Origin of the sequence: Streptomyces sp. LS1784, from assembly GCF_020103755.1 — a bacterium.
In the GTDB taxonomy this organism is placed as follows: domain Bacteria; phylum Actinomycetota; class Actinomycetes; order Streptomycetales; family Streptomycetaceae; genus Kitasatospora.
Window position 1 is genome coordinate 1 of record NZ_JAHSQD010000146.1, and the last position, 15,929, is coordinate 15,929.

Genomic DNA, 15,929 nt, shown 5'->3' on the forward strand with positions numbered 1-15,929 from the left:
CTGCTGCGCCGCTTCCCGGCCCTGCGCCTGGCCGAACCGGCCGCGGCCGCGCAGTGGCAGGAGAACCCAAGGCACCGGGGACTGCTCAGCCTGCGGGTGCTGCTGCACTGACGACGGCGGGCGGGTACCGCTGCCGGCGGTCCTCAACCATCGTCTCAACCTCCGTGGATAGGCACGCTTCGGGAACAGCGTGCGGTTGCACGGTCTCGGTTGCGGCAGGCACCCTCGAACACTTCACACCCGAACGGGTGGACCCTTTTCGAAAAGGCGTCTATCCGCTGGAGGATCGACCTAATTATCGCTACTGGAACCCTCGCTAAGAAGTGCGTCGAGGCCTACGTCGAACGCGCCGCCACCCACGCCGAGCGGCGGTCCGACCACGCACCGGTCACGGCAGTGTTCGATCTGAACAACTAGGCAGCAGAAACTGGTAGTTCGACAGAATCAAGAGGCGGCACCGACGCGGGGCATTCCACACGTCGGGGCTGCCTCTCGGTAGCAAATACGCCAGCGACGAAGGAAGTCGCACGGCACTCCCGGAGTGGATTTTTCAGCAAAGCGATTCACGTGACCCTGCTTCCACAAGCGAAGCACCTGTCCGCCCCAGATCAGCTCCCCCGACGATCCAGACCCGCACATCCCTCTAGATACGGCCACCGCCCGCAACCCCTTGACCCCCAGTTCAGGGCTCCGCCCCAAAAAACCTCAGGAACGCCTCTCCCCTGTTTCGGGAACGCATGAGGCTCCTTCGCAGTTCAAGTCCACGCGGTAGCGGCGCAGCCCGCGCTGTCCGCAGTGAACTCCGAGCACCGGCGGGGTGTCGTCGTGTGTCCTCCTCCGGTGAGAGTGACCGGGAGGTCCGGGAGGTCCGAGCGGCGGACGGATTCAGTGCTCCAGGCCGTGCACACGACCTGGCCCACGGCCGTCCGGGGCAAGGCCGCGACGTCCAGCGGCAGGGCGACCGTGAGGCCGGCACCGGAGGTGGTGACGGTGACCGCCGCCCGCGGTTGCGGCCGGCCGGTTCAGGCAGCTCCGTGTGGAGCATGTTGCCCCTGTCCACTTCGTCGGGGCCGTCCAGGAGCCGTCCCAGCGTGAAGGCTGTGAGCTGCGACAGCGAACCGGGCTGCGGCTTCTTGCTGTTGTCCGTCTCGATTCTGGGGCGGGGCGGGCCCGCAGCCGGCAGTCCGGGGTGACCCCGTAGAGGCGGGGGTGGGCCGTGACCTCGGAGGGCCGACTGCCAACGGCTTCCGGTCCCGTGCCGGATACGGCGCACCCGGTTGTGAGCAGTAGGAGTGCAGCGGCCCTCTGCGGATCAAGCCGATTCGTACGGCGAAGGCGCCGCCGCGGGAAGCCTGGCGTAGACGGCGAGGCCGCCCGCCGGGAGCGCGGTGGCGTGGACGGTGCCGCCGTGGGCCCGGGCGACGACCTGGACCAGGGCGAGGCCGAGTCCGTGTCCGTGGGCGCTGTCGAGGCGGGGCCGGGCCCGGTAGAACGGTTCGAAGAGGCGGTCGACGACGGCCGGGTCGACGACGGGCCCGGTGTTCGTGACGGTGAGGTGCACCGCGCCGGGTCCGTCGTCCGGGGCGGTGGACCGGGACTCGGTGGCGACGTCCACGGTGACCCGGGCCCCCACTTCGCCGGTGTTGTGCTTGACCGCGTTGTCGACGAGGTTACCGACCAGCCGGCCCAGCAGCACGGAATTGCCCCGTACCAGGCAGTCGGGGGCGTCCGCGGTGAGGACGAACTCCGGTCCGTGCGCGGACTGCCCGGCGCCCGCGGCGGTCGCCGCGGTCACGGCTTCTTCCGCGAGGGCCGCGAGGTCGACGGGCTCGGGGTCGAAGGTGAGGTGTTCGGCCGCGGCCAGGTTCAGGAGTTCCTTGACGACCCTGATGTTGCGCTCGTTCGCCTCACCGAGCATGGGCAGGATCTCGGCGAACTCCTCACGGTCCGGACGGTCTCCCAGCATGGTCAGGGCGGTCTTCGTCGTGGACAGGGGGGTGAGCAGCTCGTGGGCGGCGTTGGCGGCAAACCGCCGGTGCGAGGAGAAGGACTCCTCCAGGCGGGCGAGCGTGACGTCGAAGGTGTCGGCGAGGCGGCGCAGTTCGTCGTCGGGCCCGGAGGCGTTGATGCGGTGGGAGAGGTCGCCTTCGGCGGCGCTCGTCGCGGCCCGGTTGAGTTCGCTCAGCGGGGCCAGCAGCCTGCCTGCGATCCTGCGGCCGGCCAGCAGGCCTGCGGTGGCGACGATGAGCACGCCCGCGGTGGAGACGGCGAGGACGGTGTTCCAGACGTCCTCTTTGGTGCGGATCGTGGAATGAGGGCCCTGGATCCGCTCGCCGGGGGACGGGGCCCGGGTCCCGATCTCGTCGGACCCCGGTGGCATGGGGTTTCCGTCGGCGGGCGGGTAGGGGTGGGCCGGGGTGGAGCTGGTGCCGGGCGGTACGGTGACCGCCGTGGTCAGGTCGTAGGTCGGCAGCCAGCGGATGCCGACGTAGACGACGGTCAGCATCAACAGGGCGCTCGCGGCCAGTGCGACGGCGAACCCGAAGGTCAGCCGGCTGCGCAGGCTGAGGGGGCGAGTGAGGCGGTGCAGGCCGAGCGGGCGGCGCCCGCGGCTCACGCCGCGCCCAGGCGGTAGCCCGTCCCGATGACGGTCTGCACGATCTTCGGGTCCCCGAGTTTGCGGCGCAGGGTGTGCACCACGAGCCGGACCACGTTGCCGCCCTGGTCGGTCTGTCCGTCCCAGGCTTTGTCCAGCAGGTCCGCGCTGCTGACGACTCCGCCGTCGGCACGCATGAGCAGTTCGAGGACCGCGATCTCCTTCGGGGTGAGCCGGATCTCCGTACCGTCGCGGGTCACCTGTCGGCGGTGGGTGTCCAGGCTGATGCCGGCCTGCTCCAGCACGGGGGCGTACGTGGTGCCGCTCCTGCGGTGCAGGGCGCGGAGCCGGACGATCAGCTCGGGCAGGTCGAAGGGTTTGGGGAGGTAGTCGTCCGCCCCCAGGCCGAAGCCGGCGACCTTGTCGTCCAGTGTCCCGGCCGCGGTCAGCATCAGGATCCGTGCGCCCAGGCCCATCCCGGTGATCCGGCGGCACACCTCGTCCCCGTGGACCACGGGCAGGTCCCGGTCCAGTACGACCACGTCGTAGTCGTGGATCCGTACCCGCTCCAGCGCCGCGCCGCCGTCGGGTGCGATGTCGGCGGCGATGCCCTCGCGGCCGAGGCGCATCTGGAGCAGGCGGGCGAGCGGTGCCTCGTCCTCGACGATCAGTACCCGCACGGCGGAGACGTCCCTTCGGGTGAGAATTCGATGAGAGCCCGAAGGCGGGTCGGAATATCGACCCACGGAATTACGGGACACTTCCATTTGTACCGTACCGGGCGTGTGAGCGGTATGTGAGGCCTCGGTGCCGGGCCGTCGGGCATCACATACGGGTGAAATGCGCTGGCCGATAGCGTCGTTGCCATGAATCTATTCAAACGGGCCTGGTGGCGGCTGACCGGCCAGCTCGGGAAAACCGCCATGCTGATCGGCCTTTTCACCGTCATCTGCACGCTCGTGCTCTCCGGATTCCTCATCCAGTCTGCCGCGGCGCGCGCGGCCGATGATGCGAAGAGGAAGGTCGGGGTCGTCGCCACGATGCAGCTCGACATCAACGCGCTCATCAACTCAGGCGGAACCAACGCCGGCGGTGGCGGACGGCCCAGCACGATCGGTTCGAAGGGCGAGCTGCGCAGCAGCCTCGTCGACAAGATCTGCGCGTCCTCCGCGGTGACCGGCTGCAACTACGCCGTGGGGAGCGTCGGGCGCCCCGGCACCGGGCTGAGCCTGCACCAGCCGGTTCCGACGCCGCCCGGCCAGAACGCCGAGGGAACGGACTTCTTCTCGGCTTCCGGAATTCTCGACCTGAACCAGGAGAAGGACTTCCGCAACGGCGACTCGAAAATCATCTCGGGCCGGGGCATCACCCCCACCAGCGCCAAGGACGAGATCGTCATCGAGGAACGCGTCGCCGACGACAACAAGATCAAGGTCGGGGACGTCGTCAAGCTCAAGGTGGGCGAGATCCCCATGGACGGCAAGCAGCGCAGCGACGCCGACCTCTCCTTCAAGGTCGTCGGCATCTACAAGAACAGCACCGCCGACACCGGTGCCTACGTTCCCGCGATGATGGACCCCGCCAACAAGATCTACACCACCCCGCTCGGCAGCTCGCTCCTGTTGGGCAAGGACGGCAGCGACGGCATCCTCAAGTCGGCCACCTTCAGCCTGAAGAACCCCGACGATCTCGACCGGCTGAAGAAGGACGCCGCGGCCGCCGGCGTGGACCCCAAGATCTTCCCCCTGACCGTCAACGACAAGCAGTACCAGGCCCTCGTCGGCCCCATCACCCGCACCGCGGGCTTCGCCAGCCTCACCGTCTGGCTCGTCGCCCTCGCGGGCACCGCGATCCTCGCCCTCATCATCGCCTCGGCGCTGCGCGAACGCCGCAAGGAGCTCGGCATCCTCCTCGCGCTCGGCGAGAAGAAGCCGCTGCTGCTCGGCCAGCACCTCGTGGAGATCTTCTCCTGCGCGCTGATCGCCATCGGCATCGCCTCGGCCGCCTCCCAGGCACTCGCCCAGCCCATCGGCGACGGCCTGCTGGCCGGCGAGGTCTCCTCCGCGAAGGACGACGCGGGTAAGAGGACCCCCGAGCAGGACTACAGCAGCATCGGCGGCGGCACCAAGGACGACGGACCGCAGGTCGATCCGATCGACTCCCTGGAAGTGAAGGTCGGTCCGTCCGACATCGCCCAGGTCGGCGTCCTCGGGCTCGGCATCGCCGCGATCGCCACCGTCCTGCCCGGCATCCGCGTGATGCGCATGAGTCCCCGCGACATCCTCACGAAGGGCGACTGACCCGCCATGAGCACCCACCTCACCGACGCCGCCGACTCCGCTGCCGGGCACGAGCCCGCGGTCCTCGAAGTGTCCGGCGTGGCCCGCACAGTCCCGGCCAAGAACCACAAGCGGACCATCCTCAAGGACGTCCACCAGCGCTTCGAGGCCGGCCGGATGTACGCGATCGTCGGCCCGTCCGGCTCCGGCAAGACCACCCTCCTCTCCCTCGCCTCGGGGCTCGACTCGCCCACCTCCGGCACGGTCCGCTTCAAGGGCCGCGACATCGCCGAGATCGGGCTGGGCCGCTACCGCAACCGGCACGCCGCGACCGTCTTCCAGTCCCTCAACCTCATCACCTACATGACCGCGGTGCAGAACATCACCTCCGCCATGGAGATCACCGGGGTCAAGGCCGGTTCCCGGGCCCGGAAGCGGCGCGCCGTCGAACTCCTCGAACTCCTCGGTGTGGAGAAGACCGAGCACAACCGGCGCACGCTCCAGCTCTCCGGCGGCCAGCAGCAGCGCGTCGCCATCGCCCGGGCCCTGGCCTGCGAGGTGGACATCCTCTTCGCGGACGAGCCCACTGGCGCCCTCGACCACGACACCGCCGAGTCCATCGTCGGCGTCTTCCGCCGCCTCGCCCACGACGAAGGCAAGTGCGTCATCCTCGTCACCCACTCCCGCGAGGTCGCCGCCGCCTGCGACCAGATCCTCCAGCTCAAGCGCGGACGGCTCGTCGCCGCCTGATCCGCAGCACGCGGGAGAGGCCCCGACCCGGTACGGAGGATTCCGGGGGTCGGGGCCTCGTCCATGACCGGGATCAGGGGTCGAAGCGGTAGCCCATCCCCGACACCGTAATCAGATACCGGGGGATGCGAGGGGTCCGGCTCCAGCTTGCGGCGTAGCCGCGCCAGATACACGCGCAGGTAGTTGCTGCTCTGCCGACGGCCGGTACCCCAGATGGTGGTGGGGCCCGAGACCGTGCAGGTGCCCTGCGCGTGGGCGGTCCCGGACAGCGCCACCGGGGCGATGCCGGCGACACAGAGCATGCTGGCCGCAACGGCCAGCGCGGATCCGCGGCGACCGGCCGAACCGGCACGGCCCCCGCTCGTACCCGGGCTTGGCTGACCGGCGGCGGCGGCCCTTCGCGCTCCAGGCCGGCGACCCTGATCGCCCGCCCGGTCGGCGGCACCGAGCGGGCGGAGGGCAAGGGTCGCCAGCCGCCGATCGCCGTCACCCCCGCTGGGTGACGGCCACCGAACAGGGCTCACACCGTGGTCACTAGCACGACCACGGCGTGGTGACGTGGCCCGTCACGGTGTCCACCGCCACCGTCCTGCCCTCGCTGGGAATGCAGAAGTAGTAGGTGGGATGCGGGTTCTGCACGACGGGCTCATTGAGGTACAGGGGCTTGAACGCGCCGGTGTGCCCGGCCTTGACGGCCAGATCGTGGGCCTGGACCTCCGTCATGGTGAACGGGGAGATGGCCTGGATCCCGATCGGGACGCTCCACCGCTGCGTGCTCTGGTACTGACCGGTGGTCGAGTACTTGTACTCGAAGGACGGCTCCGAGTCCTTGGCCCGGAAGCGGATCCACCAGGCCTGGACGTCATTGGGGTTGGTCGTGGGTGTCAGCAGGACGGCGTCCGCGTCGTAGAACTGCGAGCCGGGGTGCTCCTGCTGCGCCTTCACCTTGGCCTCCCGCACGATCTGTGTGAGCGGGAGGTGGGGTGCCGCGCTGGCGGTGGACGGGGCGATCGGCAGCAGCGACAGGGCCGTGGCGGTCGCGGCGAGCCCGATCCGTGCCCGAAGGCGGCGGCGTGATGTCCGGCACCCGTTCAGTGCGGGTGTCGCGGGCGTGCGAGCGGTGCGCGTGGTGTTCATGTCCTTCATCTCCTTCGACCCGGACCCTGCGTGGTCACGGTGGAAGGCGACTGCCGGGTTCGGCGTGAGCGGTGGCCGACGGGCGAGAGGTCCTCGGCCGCCTCCCGGGGTCCAACGGTAGGAAGGTCTCCGGGCGCCGTCTCCTGGCCGTCATCCTCGCTGAGCCGAACAGGCGAACCTCTCACCCGGAGCGATGCCCGTCCGGGGCTTCGCCGCGCGGTCCCGGCCGGTGGGCCCGATCCTGTGCCGCTCCTTGATCATCGCTGACTGTTGCAAGGTGGTGCCACGATCTTCTCGAAGTAGGCGTCCCAGCCGACGGGCCGACGAGCCTGTAGATCGTCCTTCAGGCTGCGCTCCACCCACTCCAGGGCAATGTAGTACCGCTCCAGAACCGGGTCCCAGCCCGACTCCAGCATCCGCACGATATGAGGGTGCTCGACAGCTTTGAGTGCGGCGGTCTCCGGTTCCAGGAAGACCTTGATGATTTCGTCGTCGCGCCGCTTGAGTAACTTGATCGCCGCGAACTGCCTGTCACTGCAATGCCGCCTTAACTCACCGGCATTGCCTGTCACTGTCGCTATTTGCCGTGTCGACGGCCTTGCGCACCTTCGACAGACCGCCGCTGCGCGCGCTGTCTCCCACCAGCAGGAAGCGATCGTTGATCACATGCGGTCCCACACATGCTCCTCGTCCAGCACCGGCGCCCGTCATCGCCAGGTCGGCCAGGCGTTCCACCAGGGCGGTGATCGCGGCGGTGACGCGCTCGCCCTTGATGGACTGGCCCTTGCAGGCGGGTTTGCCGGCTGTCTCCGCGCACCGGTAGTACTCGTAGATCTTGCCGTTCTTGGCGAGGTTCACCTGCCGGTAGAACCGGTCACCGCAGCGGTCGCAGTGCGCAACGCCGAGCCAGGGCGAGGCGCCGTTCGAGCACTCCTTCGTGATCGTGCGCTCGTCCATCGCCGCCTGGACCGCGGCCCACTCCTCCTCCGTGAACAGGGGCTTGGCCATGCGGATCGGCAGGCGCTTGGCGTCGCGGGCGATCTTGCGCGTCTTCACGGAGCGGCCGGTCAGCTTCAGGCCCATCGTCGCCGGCGAGCGCAGGATCTTGCCCACGCTGGTCGGGTTCCAGTGGTTCGACGGCGCGGTCTTACGCTTGCTCGAGTACGACTCGCCCTGGTTCTTGTACGCGTGCATCGACGGGGTGTCGAAACCGGCGGCCTCCAGGGCCGCGGCGATCATCCACTGGCTCTGCCCCTCCAGCAGGAGCTTGCCCATGTACCGGACCGTCTCCGAGGTCACCGGGTCCGGCTCCAGTGTCCGCCCGCCGCCGGGACGGTCCACGACCCGGTACCCGTACGGCGGCTGCCCGCCCGCCCAGCGGTCCGTCTTACGCAGGTGCTTGTGCGCCGCCGTGACGCGGGCCTTGATCCGCTTGAGCTCCATCTCCACGAAAATCGACGCCAGCATCAGGAACACCTTCGCCGGCTCGTTCCCGAACGACGACTCCCGCCCCTCCCGGTAGTGCAGGGTGATCCCATCATCGGTGAACACCAGGACCTTGTGGTTCTCCTCCGCCCAGTGCGCCACGTCCGCGCAGTCCTTCGCCGAGCGAAACGCCCGGTCCAACGCGTCCCACTCGCCCTGCCGCTCGGTCAGCCACGGACCCAGGTCCAGGCGCTTCCACGGAGTGACCTACGCGGAGACGTCCAGATCCTCGAAAGACCCGACGATCTCCCACTCCTTCGGCAGCGCGTGCCGGATCGCCGACTCCGCCCGCACCAGGTGCGAGACCTTCCCCTCGTCCCCGTGCGTGTCCGAGACACGTGAACCCCCCACTGCCCGAACCGGCGCCGAAGCCGTCATGATGCCCACAGGAGGCCCCCTACCGCCCAGGCCGGCGGGCACCCTCGAACAACCTGCACTCGAACGGGTGGACCTTTTACAAAAGGCGTCGTTCCGCCGGCGCATCGACCTTCTGACGGCCAGTCAGGGGCTTGCGGACACCTGCGTCAAGGCCTACGTCGAACGCGCAGCCTCCCACGCGGAGCGCTGGAGCGACCACGCGCCGGTCACCTCCGAGTTCGACTTCAACCTTAACTAGCCGTCAATTTCCTACAGTTGACGACCAGCAGATCTTCGGGCCCTGGGCTCACCCCATGAAGCCAGCCCAGGGCAGCTCACGTCGACGCACGTGAACCGCAGCGTCCAACCAACTCGGCGGGGCAATGAAGAATCGACCTGTTTTCTAGAAGTCCCAGCATCACCGCCAAGCCGACAGGTCCCTCGCCGAGCGGACGAGCGACCAGCTCGGGACGGTCCCCGCGCGTGCGGGACCGACAACTCGGGGACTGGTTGAACAACCAGGCGCTGTCGTCCCCTCGGGCGCGGGGGTCAGCCGATGCTGCACGGCGTCCTCCCCGCACCGGGGCAGCCGTAGGGCGGATAGTCGTTTGTCGATGACGCGAGGTTCTCCCCGCACCGCTGGGTTGTGGCGGGTGGACCCGGGTGCTGGGAACCGTTGGATCGGAGTGGGGGTATGGGGGAGGTGGCGGGGCGCCGGAATGCCGTAGGACCGCGGGCGGCTTGGGAGCTGATTCCGCTGGACGGCGTGGGGCCGCTCCGGTTCGGCATGCTGATCACCGAGGCCGCGGCAGTGCTTCCGGGTATGAGTGAGCTGTGCCGGCTCCAGGCCGGACCGTCGGAGCCGGACACCGTGGGGGTGGCGTTCGGGGCGGAGCGTGCGAAGCCTGCTGTGTATGGCTACTTCATCGGCGATCGATTGTTCTGCATCGCGGTTGATGCAGCCCGCGGGCTCCAGGTCATGCTCTGGGGACGGGAGCTGACAGCGTGCGTGCCGACCGATCTGGAGCGGTTCCTGCTGCACGCCTCCGACTGCGAAGTCCTCGATGTGTCCTACGGTCCGCGGGGCAACCCCGGGGCCGCCCGCATCGGCCTGGTCCTGAGGGTGCAGGAGGTCGAGGGCAAGGTGATGACCAGACCGGTGACGGTAGGCCGGGGGTGGGAGGACCGGTGCCCCGACGACTGGGAGGGGCCGATACCGGAATGCGAATGGATCGGCCGACAGTGGCCATACCCGGGCTACGCAGAGTACTGGCCACCGCCCGGCCACGCACCTGCTTGGAGCGACTGGCAGCCCCCTTTCCAGGCAGTTTGCCAGGAGAACAGGACGGCCAGGAGGTCAGCGACAGACACCCATCATGATCGACAATCATCAGGATCCGCGGCGGCATTCACGGAAATCGCGCCAGAGCCAGTCTGCCACGTCCGCCGACAGACAGCACATAACCGAGCTCGGTCAGCGCCCGGTTGACCTTCGCAAGGTCCGCGCCGTCCAGTCCGCCCTCGGCTCTGGGCCTTGCCGGTTCCCAGGAAGGCGCCCGGATCGTCCGCGCAGACCAGAGCAAGTGAGCCGAATTGCCCACGCAGACGGTGATCCGGGTCCCGCGCACAGCCGTCTCCCCGGGCGCGGTGACGCGTCCGTACTCGCTGGAGTCCCGGATGTCCGGCTCGGCCATGCAATGAATCGAGCCGGACTCCTCACCTATGGCTTCACATCGAGACGAACGAGCGCGCCGATCTCGACGAGTTGGTCCGGCAGCGCCAAGTCGGATACGCCCATGACCGTGCTGGCGGGCCGGTGCTCCCCGAAGTACTCGGCGTGGAGGCGTGCTGTCGTGTCGAAGTTCTCGCGCAGGTTCCTCACCAGAACCGTGGTCTCTACTATCTGGCTACGCTCGGCCCCGAACTGCCTCAGTACCAGGTCCAGATTCTCCAGCGTGGTACGGACCTGCAGTTCGAAGTCGTCGGCACCCACGAAAGTGCCGTGATGGTCATGAGACAGCTGCCCCGACACATAAACCGTGTCACCGACCTGAGTGGCCTGACTGTATCCGTACAACGATTCCCATGGCATGCCAAACCCGAATGCCTTCACCTGAGTACTCATGACTCACTCCCTTGATGCAGCTTGTGGGCTGCCAATTGCAGACAGGCCCCTTACGTGAAGAAGTTACGGGTTCGCGTGAACAATGCTCGTCTGGCAGCGCCGTCGAAGTTTCCTTTGTGCGCACAAAATTGGCTGCTGTGGCCCCTTCGGTCGCTGGTGTGATGAGTGGAACCATCGCACCAGCGACGAGGAGCCCTGCCTCGTCACCACCCCCGCTGACCAGCCTATTTCACCCACCAGCACTGGTGGATGCTCCGGCCCAGCGAGGTGGCGGCGATCAGGACCCCGAGGGTGACGGCGCTCAGCACGGTCACCAGTTCGTCGTTGCGGGACCGGGACTGGGCCCGCCGGCGTAGGCGGACGATGATGATCGCGAGGAACGCGCTCGCGCCCGCCATGGCGGTCGGTGATCCGGTACCCGTTCGGTGGCTGCCCGCCGGCCCAGCGGTCCGTCTTGCGTAGGTGCTTGTGGGTGGCCGAGACCAGGGCCGCCTGCACCAGGTGCGAGACCTTCCCCTCGTCCCCGAGCGTGTCCGAGACACGTGAACCCCCCACTGCCCGAACCGGCGCCGAAGCCGTCATGATGCCCACAGGAGGCCCCTACCACCCAGGCCAGCGGGCACCCTCGAACAGACTGTTCTCGAACAGGTGGACTCTTTTAGAAAAGGCGTCCATCCGCTGGAGAGTAGACCTAATTGTTTGTCAAAAAAGCCTCGCCGACAGGTGCGTTGAAGCCTACGTCGAACGCGCCGCCTCCCACGCCGAGCGCTGGTCCGACCACGCACCCGTCACCGCAGTGTTCGACTTCGAGCGATAACTGAATAGCCAAATGACAATGGCCTCCAAGCCGGGTCTCGTGGCTAATCAGCAGCAACTTCATGACGGCGGTACCCGGACGTGAGCACCTCGACTCAGAACCCCCTGCATGCGAGACAGCTCCGCGGGCGGACCGATGCTCTGGCCGGCCGACGAGCCGTGGCCCGTGTGTACGCACCCGCGCAAGCAGAGCACGGGTGAGCGGATGGAGGAGGTCCGGCTCCGGCGGCAGATTCTGACCAAGGCCTGGGGCGCACTCTCGAGGACGGAATCGACCTCGGGCTGACGGACCCCGAGCGGGAGGTTCTGGCTTCGCTGGACGGCATGCCCCATGGCTGGCGAGCACCGACCCAATCCCCATGACAGCTGTCGCGCAGCTGTACCGGCGGGACGTGCCCGACCTGGCCGGCGGGCCCACCGACTGCGGCCTGCTCCAGGTGTCTGGTGCCGTTCGACGCTCGGCGGCGATCGTAGGCGGGCAGGCCTGCCTACGATCGCCGGTAGGAGGTGAAGTCCGGGCCGGTTGTACTGCGCGGGGTGTCGGGCAGGGTGGGGGTGCCGACGAGTTCCAGGGCGGCGTCGACGCCCTGCGGGTATAACTTCCGTACGGCGTCGGAGATTTCGCCGGTGTCCAGGAGCGGGTGGTCGATGCCTCGGCGCTCGAGGTCGTCGAGCCGGTCCGAACGACGGGTGGTGGCAAGGACTGAAATTCCACCCTGGGGCTGGACACCTGGAGACTGGGACATGTGAGGTGCGCCGTGAGGCGCTTCGTTGTATCCCCGACGCAGTCGGGAGGAACTCGGAGGGAGGTTCCTGGGTCGCCTGACTCACCTGGACGCGAAAGCGCGAGGGGACAAGAGCATGTCAGGGAAGCGGTGACCGCCTGAAGGTGTCAAGGACGGGGTGCCGCGAGGCCCGCGCGATATGGCCAAAGCTGGATTGCCTGAAGCCCAATCTCCAGAGATGCAAGTCCCCATCTGACGGCAGGACACCCGAAGCCGTCATTGCGATAGGTCCGAACATGGCTCACAGGCTCGGACAACCTCCGTGTCGCGGATCGTCGCCCAGCGAGGGCGGTCAAGGAGATGAGTGGGCGGCCTACATCGCGCTCGATACGTACAGCGAGGACGTACCGCGGGATCGCCTACGGGACGCGAGCCCTATGGCGACGGAGTGCCCGTAGTAGTCGCAGGAGTGACGACCTGCCAGGGAGGTCGGGAGAGCCGGCCGCAGGGCAAAGGGGCACAGGTGACTGGAGTGTTTGGGAGGGGAGGCATGCGTAATGCAGATAGCCGAAGCCGTGCTGGACATTCTCCGCAAGCGTGGTGAGAAGGGACTGCCGGTCGAGAGGCTGTACCGGCAACTGTTCAACCCCCAGCTGTATTTGGTGGCCTACGGGCGCATCTATGCCAACACGGGTGCGATGACGCCGGGGGTCACCGGGGAGACGGCAGACGGCATGTCACTGGAGAAAATCGACAGCATCATCGACGCGTTGCGCGCCGAGCGCTACCGGTGGACTCCGGTCAAACGGGTGTACATCGAGAAGAAGGGATCGGCGAAGAAACGCCCGCTCGGCCTGCCCGCCTGGTCGGACAAGCTGGTAGCCGAAGTGGTCCGCCTGCTCTTGGAGGCGTACTACGACATCCAGTTCTCCGACAGGTCCCACGGATTCCGTCCCCAGCGAGGATGCCACACCGCGCTCAGCGAGGTGGTGGACGTCTGGAAGGGGACGCACTGGTTCATCGAGGGGGACATCTCCGACTGCTTCGGCAGCCTGGATCACGAGATCATGCTCGCGATCCTGGCGGAGAAGATCCACGATGAACGTTTCCTGCGGCTAATCAGCCACATGCTCAAGGCCGGATACCTGGAGGACTGGCGTTGGAACGCCACGCTCAGCGGCGCGCCGCAGGGCGGCATTGCCTCGCCGATCCTCTCGAACATCTACCTTGACCAGCTGGACCAGTTCATCGAACAGTCTCTACTCCCTGAGTACAACCGGGGACAGCGGAGGCGTCGAAACCGGGCATACCAAGCCATCGAGTACGCGATCGAGAAGGCCACACGGCACAGCGACCAGGAGAAGGTGAGGGCACTTCGAGTCCAACGCCGCTCCTTGCCGAGCCAGGACCCGAACGATCCGGACTATCGGCGTCTGCGTTATGTCCGTTACGCCGACGACTGGCTCCTGGGGTTCGCCGGACCGAAGCACGAAGCCGAGGAGATCAAGTCGAGGATCGGGAGGTTCCTGCAGGATGAGCTCAAGTTGGAACTGTCCGATTCCAAGACCGTGATCACCCACGCCACCAGCCAGGCGGCACGCTTCCTCGGCTACGAGATCCGGGCCCAGCACTCCGATACGAAGATCACCCGCAATCGTCGGGCGGTCAACGGAGCGATCGGCCTGTTCGTGCCCAAGCAGGTGATCAGGCAGAAATGTGCGCTCTACATGAGCCGGGGCCAACCAGCGTTACGAGGAATGCTGCTTCACGATGAGGACTTCACGATCGTCGCGAAGTATCAGGCCGAGTACCGGGGGCTCGTCCAGTACTACCTTCTTGCCCAGGACGTGCATCACCTGGGCAGGCTCCAGTGGGTCATGGAGACCTCCCTGCTGAAGACGCTGGCTCGGAAACACCGGTCCACGGTCTCGAAGACGGCGCGCAAGTACAGAGCCACCGTCAAGACGGCCGATGGAATGCTCCGTTGTTTCCAGGTCATCGTTCCACGCGGCGAGGACAGGCAGCCACTGGTCTCCCGCTTCGGCGGGATATCGCTCAAACGACAGCGCACGGCAGTTCTTACCGACCAACGGCCGGTCATGGCCAGCGCGAAGCGGAACGAGCTGATCCACAGGCTCCTCGCCGAGTGTTGCGAGATCTGCGAATCGCGGACGAAGCTGGAAGTCCACCACGTCCGCAAACTCGCCGACCTCAACCGGCCCGGTCGTCGGGACAAACCCGCCTGGGTGCAACTGATGGCCAAGCGACGGCGCAAGACCCTTGTGATCTGCCGCCGCTGCCATGAGGACATCCATGCAGGGCGGGGCACCGCGCCGCTTCGGAATTAGTCACTGGAGAGCGGGATGCCGGGAAACTGGCCCGTCCCGTTCGGGAAGGGGCCGTCGGAAAAGGACCTCAGCCTGAGGCACCTCGTCGGCGGCCTACTTCACCCCGGAGGAAGCAGTTTCAGGTGGGAAGCAACGGCAACATGAGTAAGCGGTACACGGCGGAGTTCAAGAGGGACGCGGTCGCGCTCGTCCGGTCTTCTCCGCACCGGAACGTCACCGAGATCGCCCGGGAGCTGGGGGTCAGCCCGGAGGGGCTGCGGGGCTGGGTCAAGCAGGACCGCACCGATCGGGGCGAGGGCCGGCCCAGTGACCTGACCAGCCCCGAGCCCGAGGAGCTCGCCCGACTTCGTCGGCAGAACCTCGAGCAGCAGAAGACGATCGAGATCCTGCGCAAGGCGGCCGCCTATTTCGCGGCCGAGACGAATCGGTGAGGAGCCGTAAGTTAACTACTGCCTGATTTGATGTTGCTTTCGTGGTCGGCGATCGCGTTCTGGAGGGCATCGATCGTGCGGGGTGGGTGGGTCCGTCTGGGAGAGGCCAGGGCGGCGGCGATGCCCGGGCTGGCGAAGGCGAGCAATGGCTTGGTGCGGTGTGCGTGGTAGTTCAAGCTCGTGGGTACTCGACCGAGCAGTTGCGCGGCCAGGGTCAGGGTGACGGTGTTGCGATGGTGCAGGACGGCGACCAGCACGCGGTGGCGGTGGTCGAGGTAGCCGGCCCCGGGGTTGTATCCGCGCCGGTTGATGCCCTTCCTCTTCTCGCGCTCGGCCTCGGCCAGGATCCGGCGGCAGGGCTCGAGTTCCTGCACGAGCTGGTCGAACTGCTCGCGGGACATGCCGGTCAGGGCCGGATGGGTGAGCAGGAAGGTGGCCTCGGCCGGGATCGGGGGTGCCTTCGCCTGTTCCTGCTCGACCGGCGGTTCCTGTCCGGGGTCGTGCGGGGCGATGGTGTAGTTCCACTCCCCGTGGAAGTCATCGCGCTCGACACGCTGAAGGAGCGCCGCGCGCTCGGCTTTGGTGAGCGTCCGGCCGGTGGGGTACTCGTTCTCGTCGAGGACGGCCTGGACGGTCAGTCCGGTGCTGGTGCGGGTGGCCGAGATGGTCTGCAGCAGCACTTCGTAGCTAGGCCGTGTCCTGCCGATCAGTTGAGTCGTTGATACGACTATGGGGAGTAGGGGTGATCTGACTGACAGTCAATGGGAGCGGCTCCGGCCGCTGCTGCCGGTGAGCAACGGGCGTTGTGGCAGGTGGCGGGACCACCGGCAGGTCATCGACGGCATCCTGTACCGGACCCGGACAGGCGTGCCGTGGCGGG

Annotated in this window: 14 protein-coding genes and 4 pseudogenes; 8 read left to right on the forward strand and 10 right to left on the reverse strand. The window is 67.4% G+C overall.

All coding sequences use genetic code 11. The features are described 5' to 3' along the window. Positions 1 to 279: 279 nt before the first annotated feature. Positions 280 to 417 (forward strand): annotated as a pseudogene (locus KS423_RS18635) (exodeoxyribonuclease III); the annotation flags it as partial. Between the two features lie 895 nt (positions 418 to 1,312). On the opposite strand, the gene KS423_RS18640 reads toward KS423_RS18635, so the two are convergent. Further along, entirely contained in the window at positions 1,313 to 2,617 is a 1,305-nt protein-coding gene (locus KS423_RS18640) for a HAMP domain-containing sensor histidine kinase (protein ID WP_224280683.1), read from the reverse strand. Then, positions 2,614 to 3,276 (reverse strand): response regulator transcription factor, encoded by a 663-nt coding sequence (locus tag KS423_RS18645; RefSeq protein ID WP_224280684.1) that lies wholly within the window; start codon positions 3,274 to 3,276, stop codon positions 2,614 to 2,616. Before KS423_RS18645 ends, KS423_RS18640 begins: the two co-directional genes overlap by 4 nt. A gap of 186 nt (positions 3,277 to 3,462) precedes the next feature. Between KS423_RS18645 and KS423_RS18650 the strand changes: the two genes are divergently transcribed. Continuing rightward, positions 3,463 to 4,896, forward strand: a complete 1,434-nt coding sequence (locus tag KS423_RS18650) for an ABC transporter permease (protein ID WP_224280685.1) — start codon at positions 3,463 to 3,465, stop codon at positions 4,894 to 4,896. Positions 4,897 to 4,902: 6 nt separating this feature from the next. Then, positions 4,903 to 5,625: an ABC transporter ATP-binding protein gene (locus tag KS423_RS18655; RefSeq protein ID WP_224280686.1), complete on the forward strand. Its 723-nt coding sequence runs from the start codon at positions 4,903 to 4,905 to the stop codon at positions 5,623 to 5,625. A 73-nt stretch (positions 5,626 to 5,698) separates the two neighbouring features. On the opposite strand, the pseudogene KS423_RS18660 reads toward KS423_RS18655, so the two are convergent. The 5 genes and pseudogenes from KS423_RS18660 to KS423_RS18680 form a co-directional block, all read right to left on the reverse strand. After that, positions 5,699 to 5,816 (reverse strand): annotated as a pseudogene (locus KS423_RS18660) (helix-turn-helix domain-containing protein); the annotation flags it as partial. Between the two features lie 343 nt (positions 5,817 to 6,159). Beyond that, positions 6,160 to 6,762: a hypothetical protein gene (locus KS423_RS18665; protein ID WP_224280687.1), complete on the reverse strand. Its 603-nt coding sequence runs from the start codon at positions 6,760 to 6,762 to the stop codon at positions 6,160 to 6,162. 257 nt (positions 6,763 to 7,019) lie between these two features. Further along, a complete protein-coding gene (locus KS423_RS18670; RefSeq protein ID WP_224280688.1) occupies positions 7,020 to 7,334 on the reverse strand; it encodes a hypothetical protein in 315 nt (104 codons plus the stop codon). Then, positions 7,315 to 8,349 (reverse strand): recombinase family protein, encoded by a 1,035-nt coding sequence (locus KS423_RS18675; protein WP_224280689.1) that lies wholly within the window; start codon positions 8,347 to 8,349, stop codon positions 7,315 to 7,317. The genes KS423_RS18670 and KS423_RS18675 overlap by 20 nt, the downstream gene beginning before the upstream one ends. Before the next feature lie 105 nt (positions 8,350 to 8,454). Continuing rightward, a complete protein-coding gene (locus KS423_RS18680) occupies positions 8,455 to 8,598 on the reverse strand; it encodes a hypothetical protein (RefSeq protein WP_224280690.1) in 144 nt (47 codons plus the stop codon). Between the two features lie 127 nt (positions 8,599 to 8,725). On the opposite strand from KS423_RS18680, the pseudogene KS423_RS18685 reads away from it, so the two are divergent. Then, positions 8,726 to 8,863, forward strand: a pseudogene (locus KS423_RS18685) (exodeoxyribonuclease III); the annotation flags it as partial. Positions 8,864 to 10,324: 1,461 nt separating this feature from the next. Here KS423_RS18685 and KS423_RS18690 read toward each other — a convergent pair. Together KS423_RS18690 and KS423_RS18695 are read right to left on the reverse strand one after the other, a co-directional pair. Then, positions 10,325 to 10,729, reverse strand: a complete 405-nt coding sequence (locus tag KS423_RS18690; protein ID WP_224280691.1) for a RidA family protein — start codon at positions 10,727 to 10,729, stop codon at positions 10,325 to 10,327. Between the two features lie 224 nt (positions 10,730 to 10,953). Then, positions 10,954 to 11,127: a hypothetical protein gene (locus KS423_RS18695; RefSeq protein ID WP_224280692.1), complete on the reverse strand. Its 174-nt coding sequence runs from the start codon at positions 11,125 to 11,127 to the stop codon at positions 10,954 to 10,956. Between the two features lie 314 nt (positions 11,128 to 11,441). Between KS423_RS18695 and KS423_RS18700 the strand changes: the two are divergent. The 3 genes and pseudogenes from KS423_RS18700 to KS423_RS18710 all read left to right on the forward strand — a co-directional run. Further along, positions 11,442 to 11,546: pseudogene (locus KS423_RS18700) on the forward strand (exodeoxyribonuclease III); the annotation flags it as partial. A 1,281-nt stretch (positions 11,547 to 12,827) separates the two neighbouring features. Further along, positions 12,828 to 14,618, forward strand: a complete 1,791-nt coding sequence (locus tag KS423_RS18705; RefSeq protein WP_224280693.1) for a reverse transcriptase/maturase family protein — start codon at positions 12,828 to 12,830, stop codon at positions 14,616 to 14,618. Positions 14,619 to 14,758: 140 nt separating this feature from the next. Next, positions 14,759 to 15,049, forward strand: a complete 291-nt coding sequence (locus KS423_RS18710; protein ID WP_224280694.1) for a transposase — start codon at positions 14,759 to 14,761, stop codon at positions 15,047 to 15,049. An 11-nt stretch (positions 15,050 to 15,060) separates the two neighbouring features. Here KS423_RS18710 and KS423_RS18715 read toward each other — a convergent pair whose 3' ends face one another. Then, complete coding sequence (locus KS423_RS18715) at positions 15,061 to 15,807, reverse strand: hypothetical protein (protein WP_308020212.1); 747 nt, start codon at positions 15,805 to 15,807, stop codon at positions 15,061 to 15,063. Between KS423_RS18715 and KS423_RS18720 the strand changes: the two genes are divergently transcribed. Then, a partial coding sequence (locus KS423_RS18720) for a transposase (protein ID WP_224280696.1) occupies positions 15,779 to 15,929 on the forward strand: 151 nt, incomplete at its 3' end. The two genes, KS423_RS18715 and KS423_RS18720, sit on opposite strands and share 29 nt — an antisense overlap.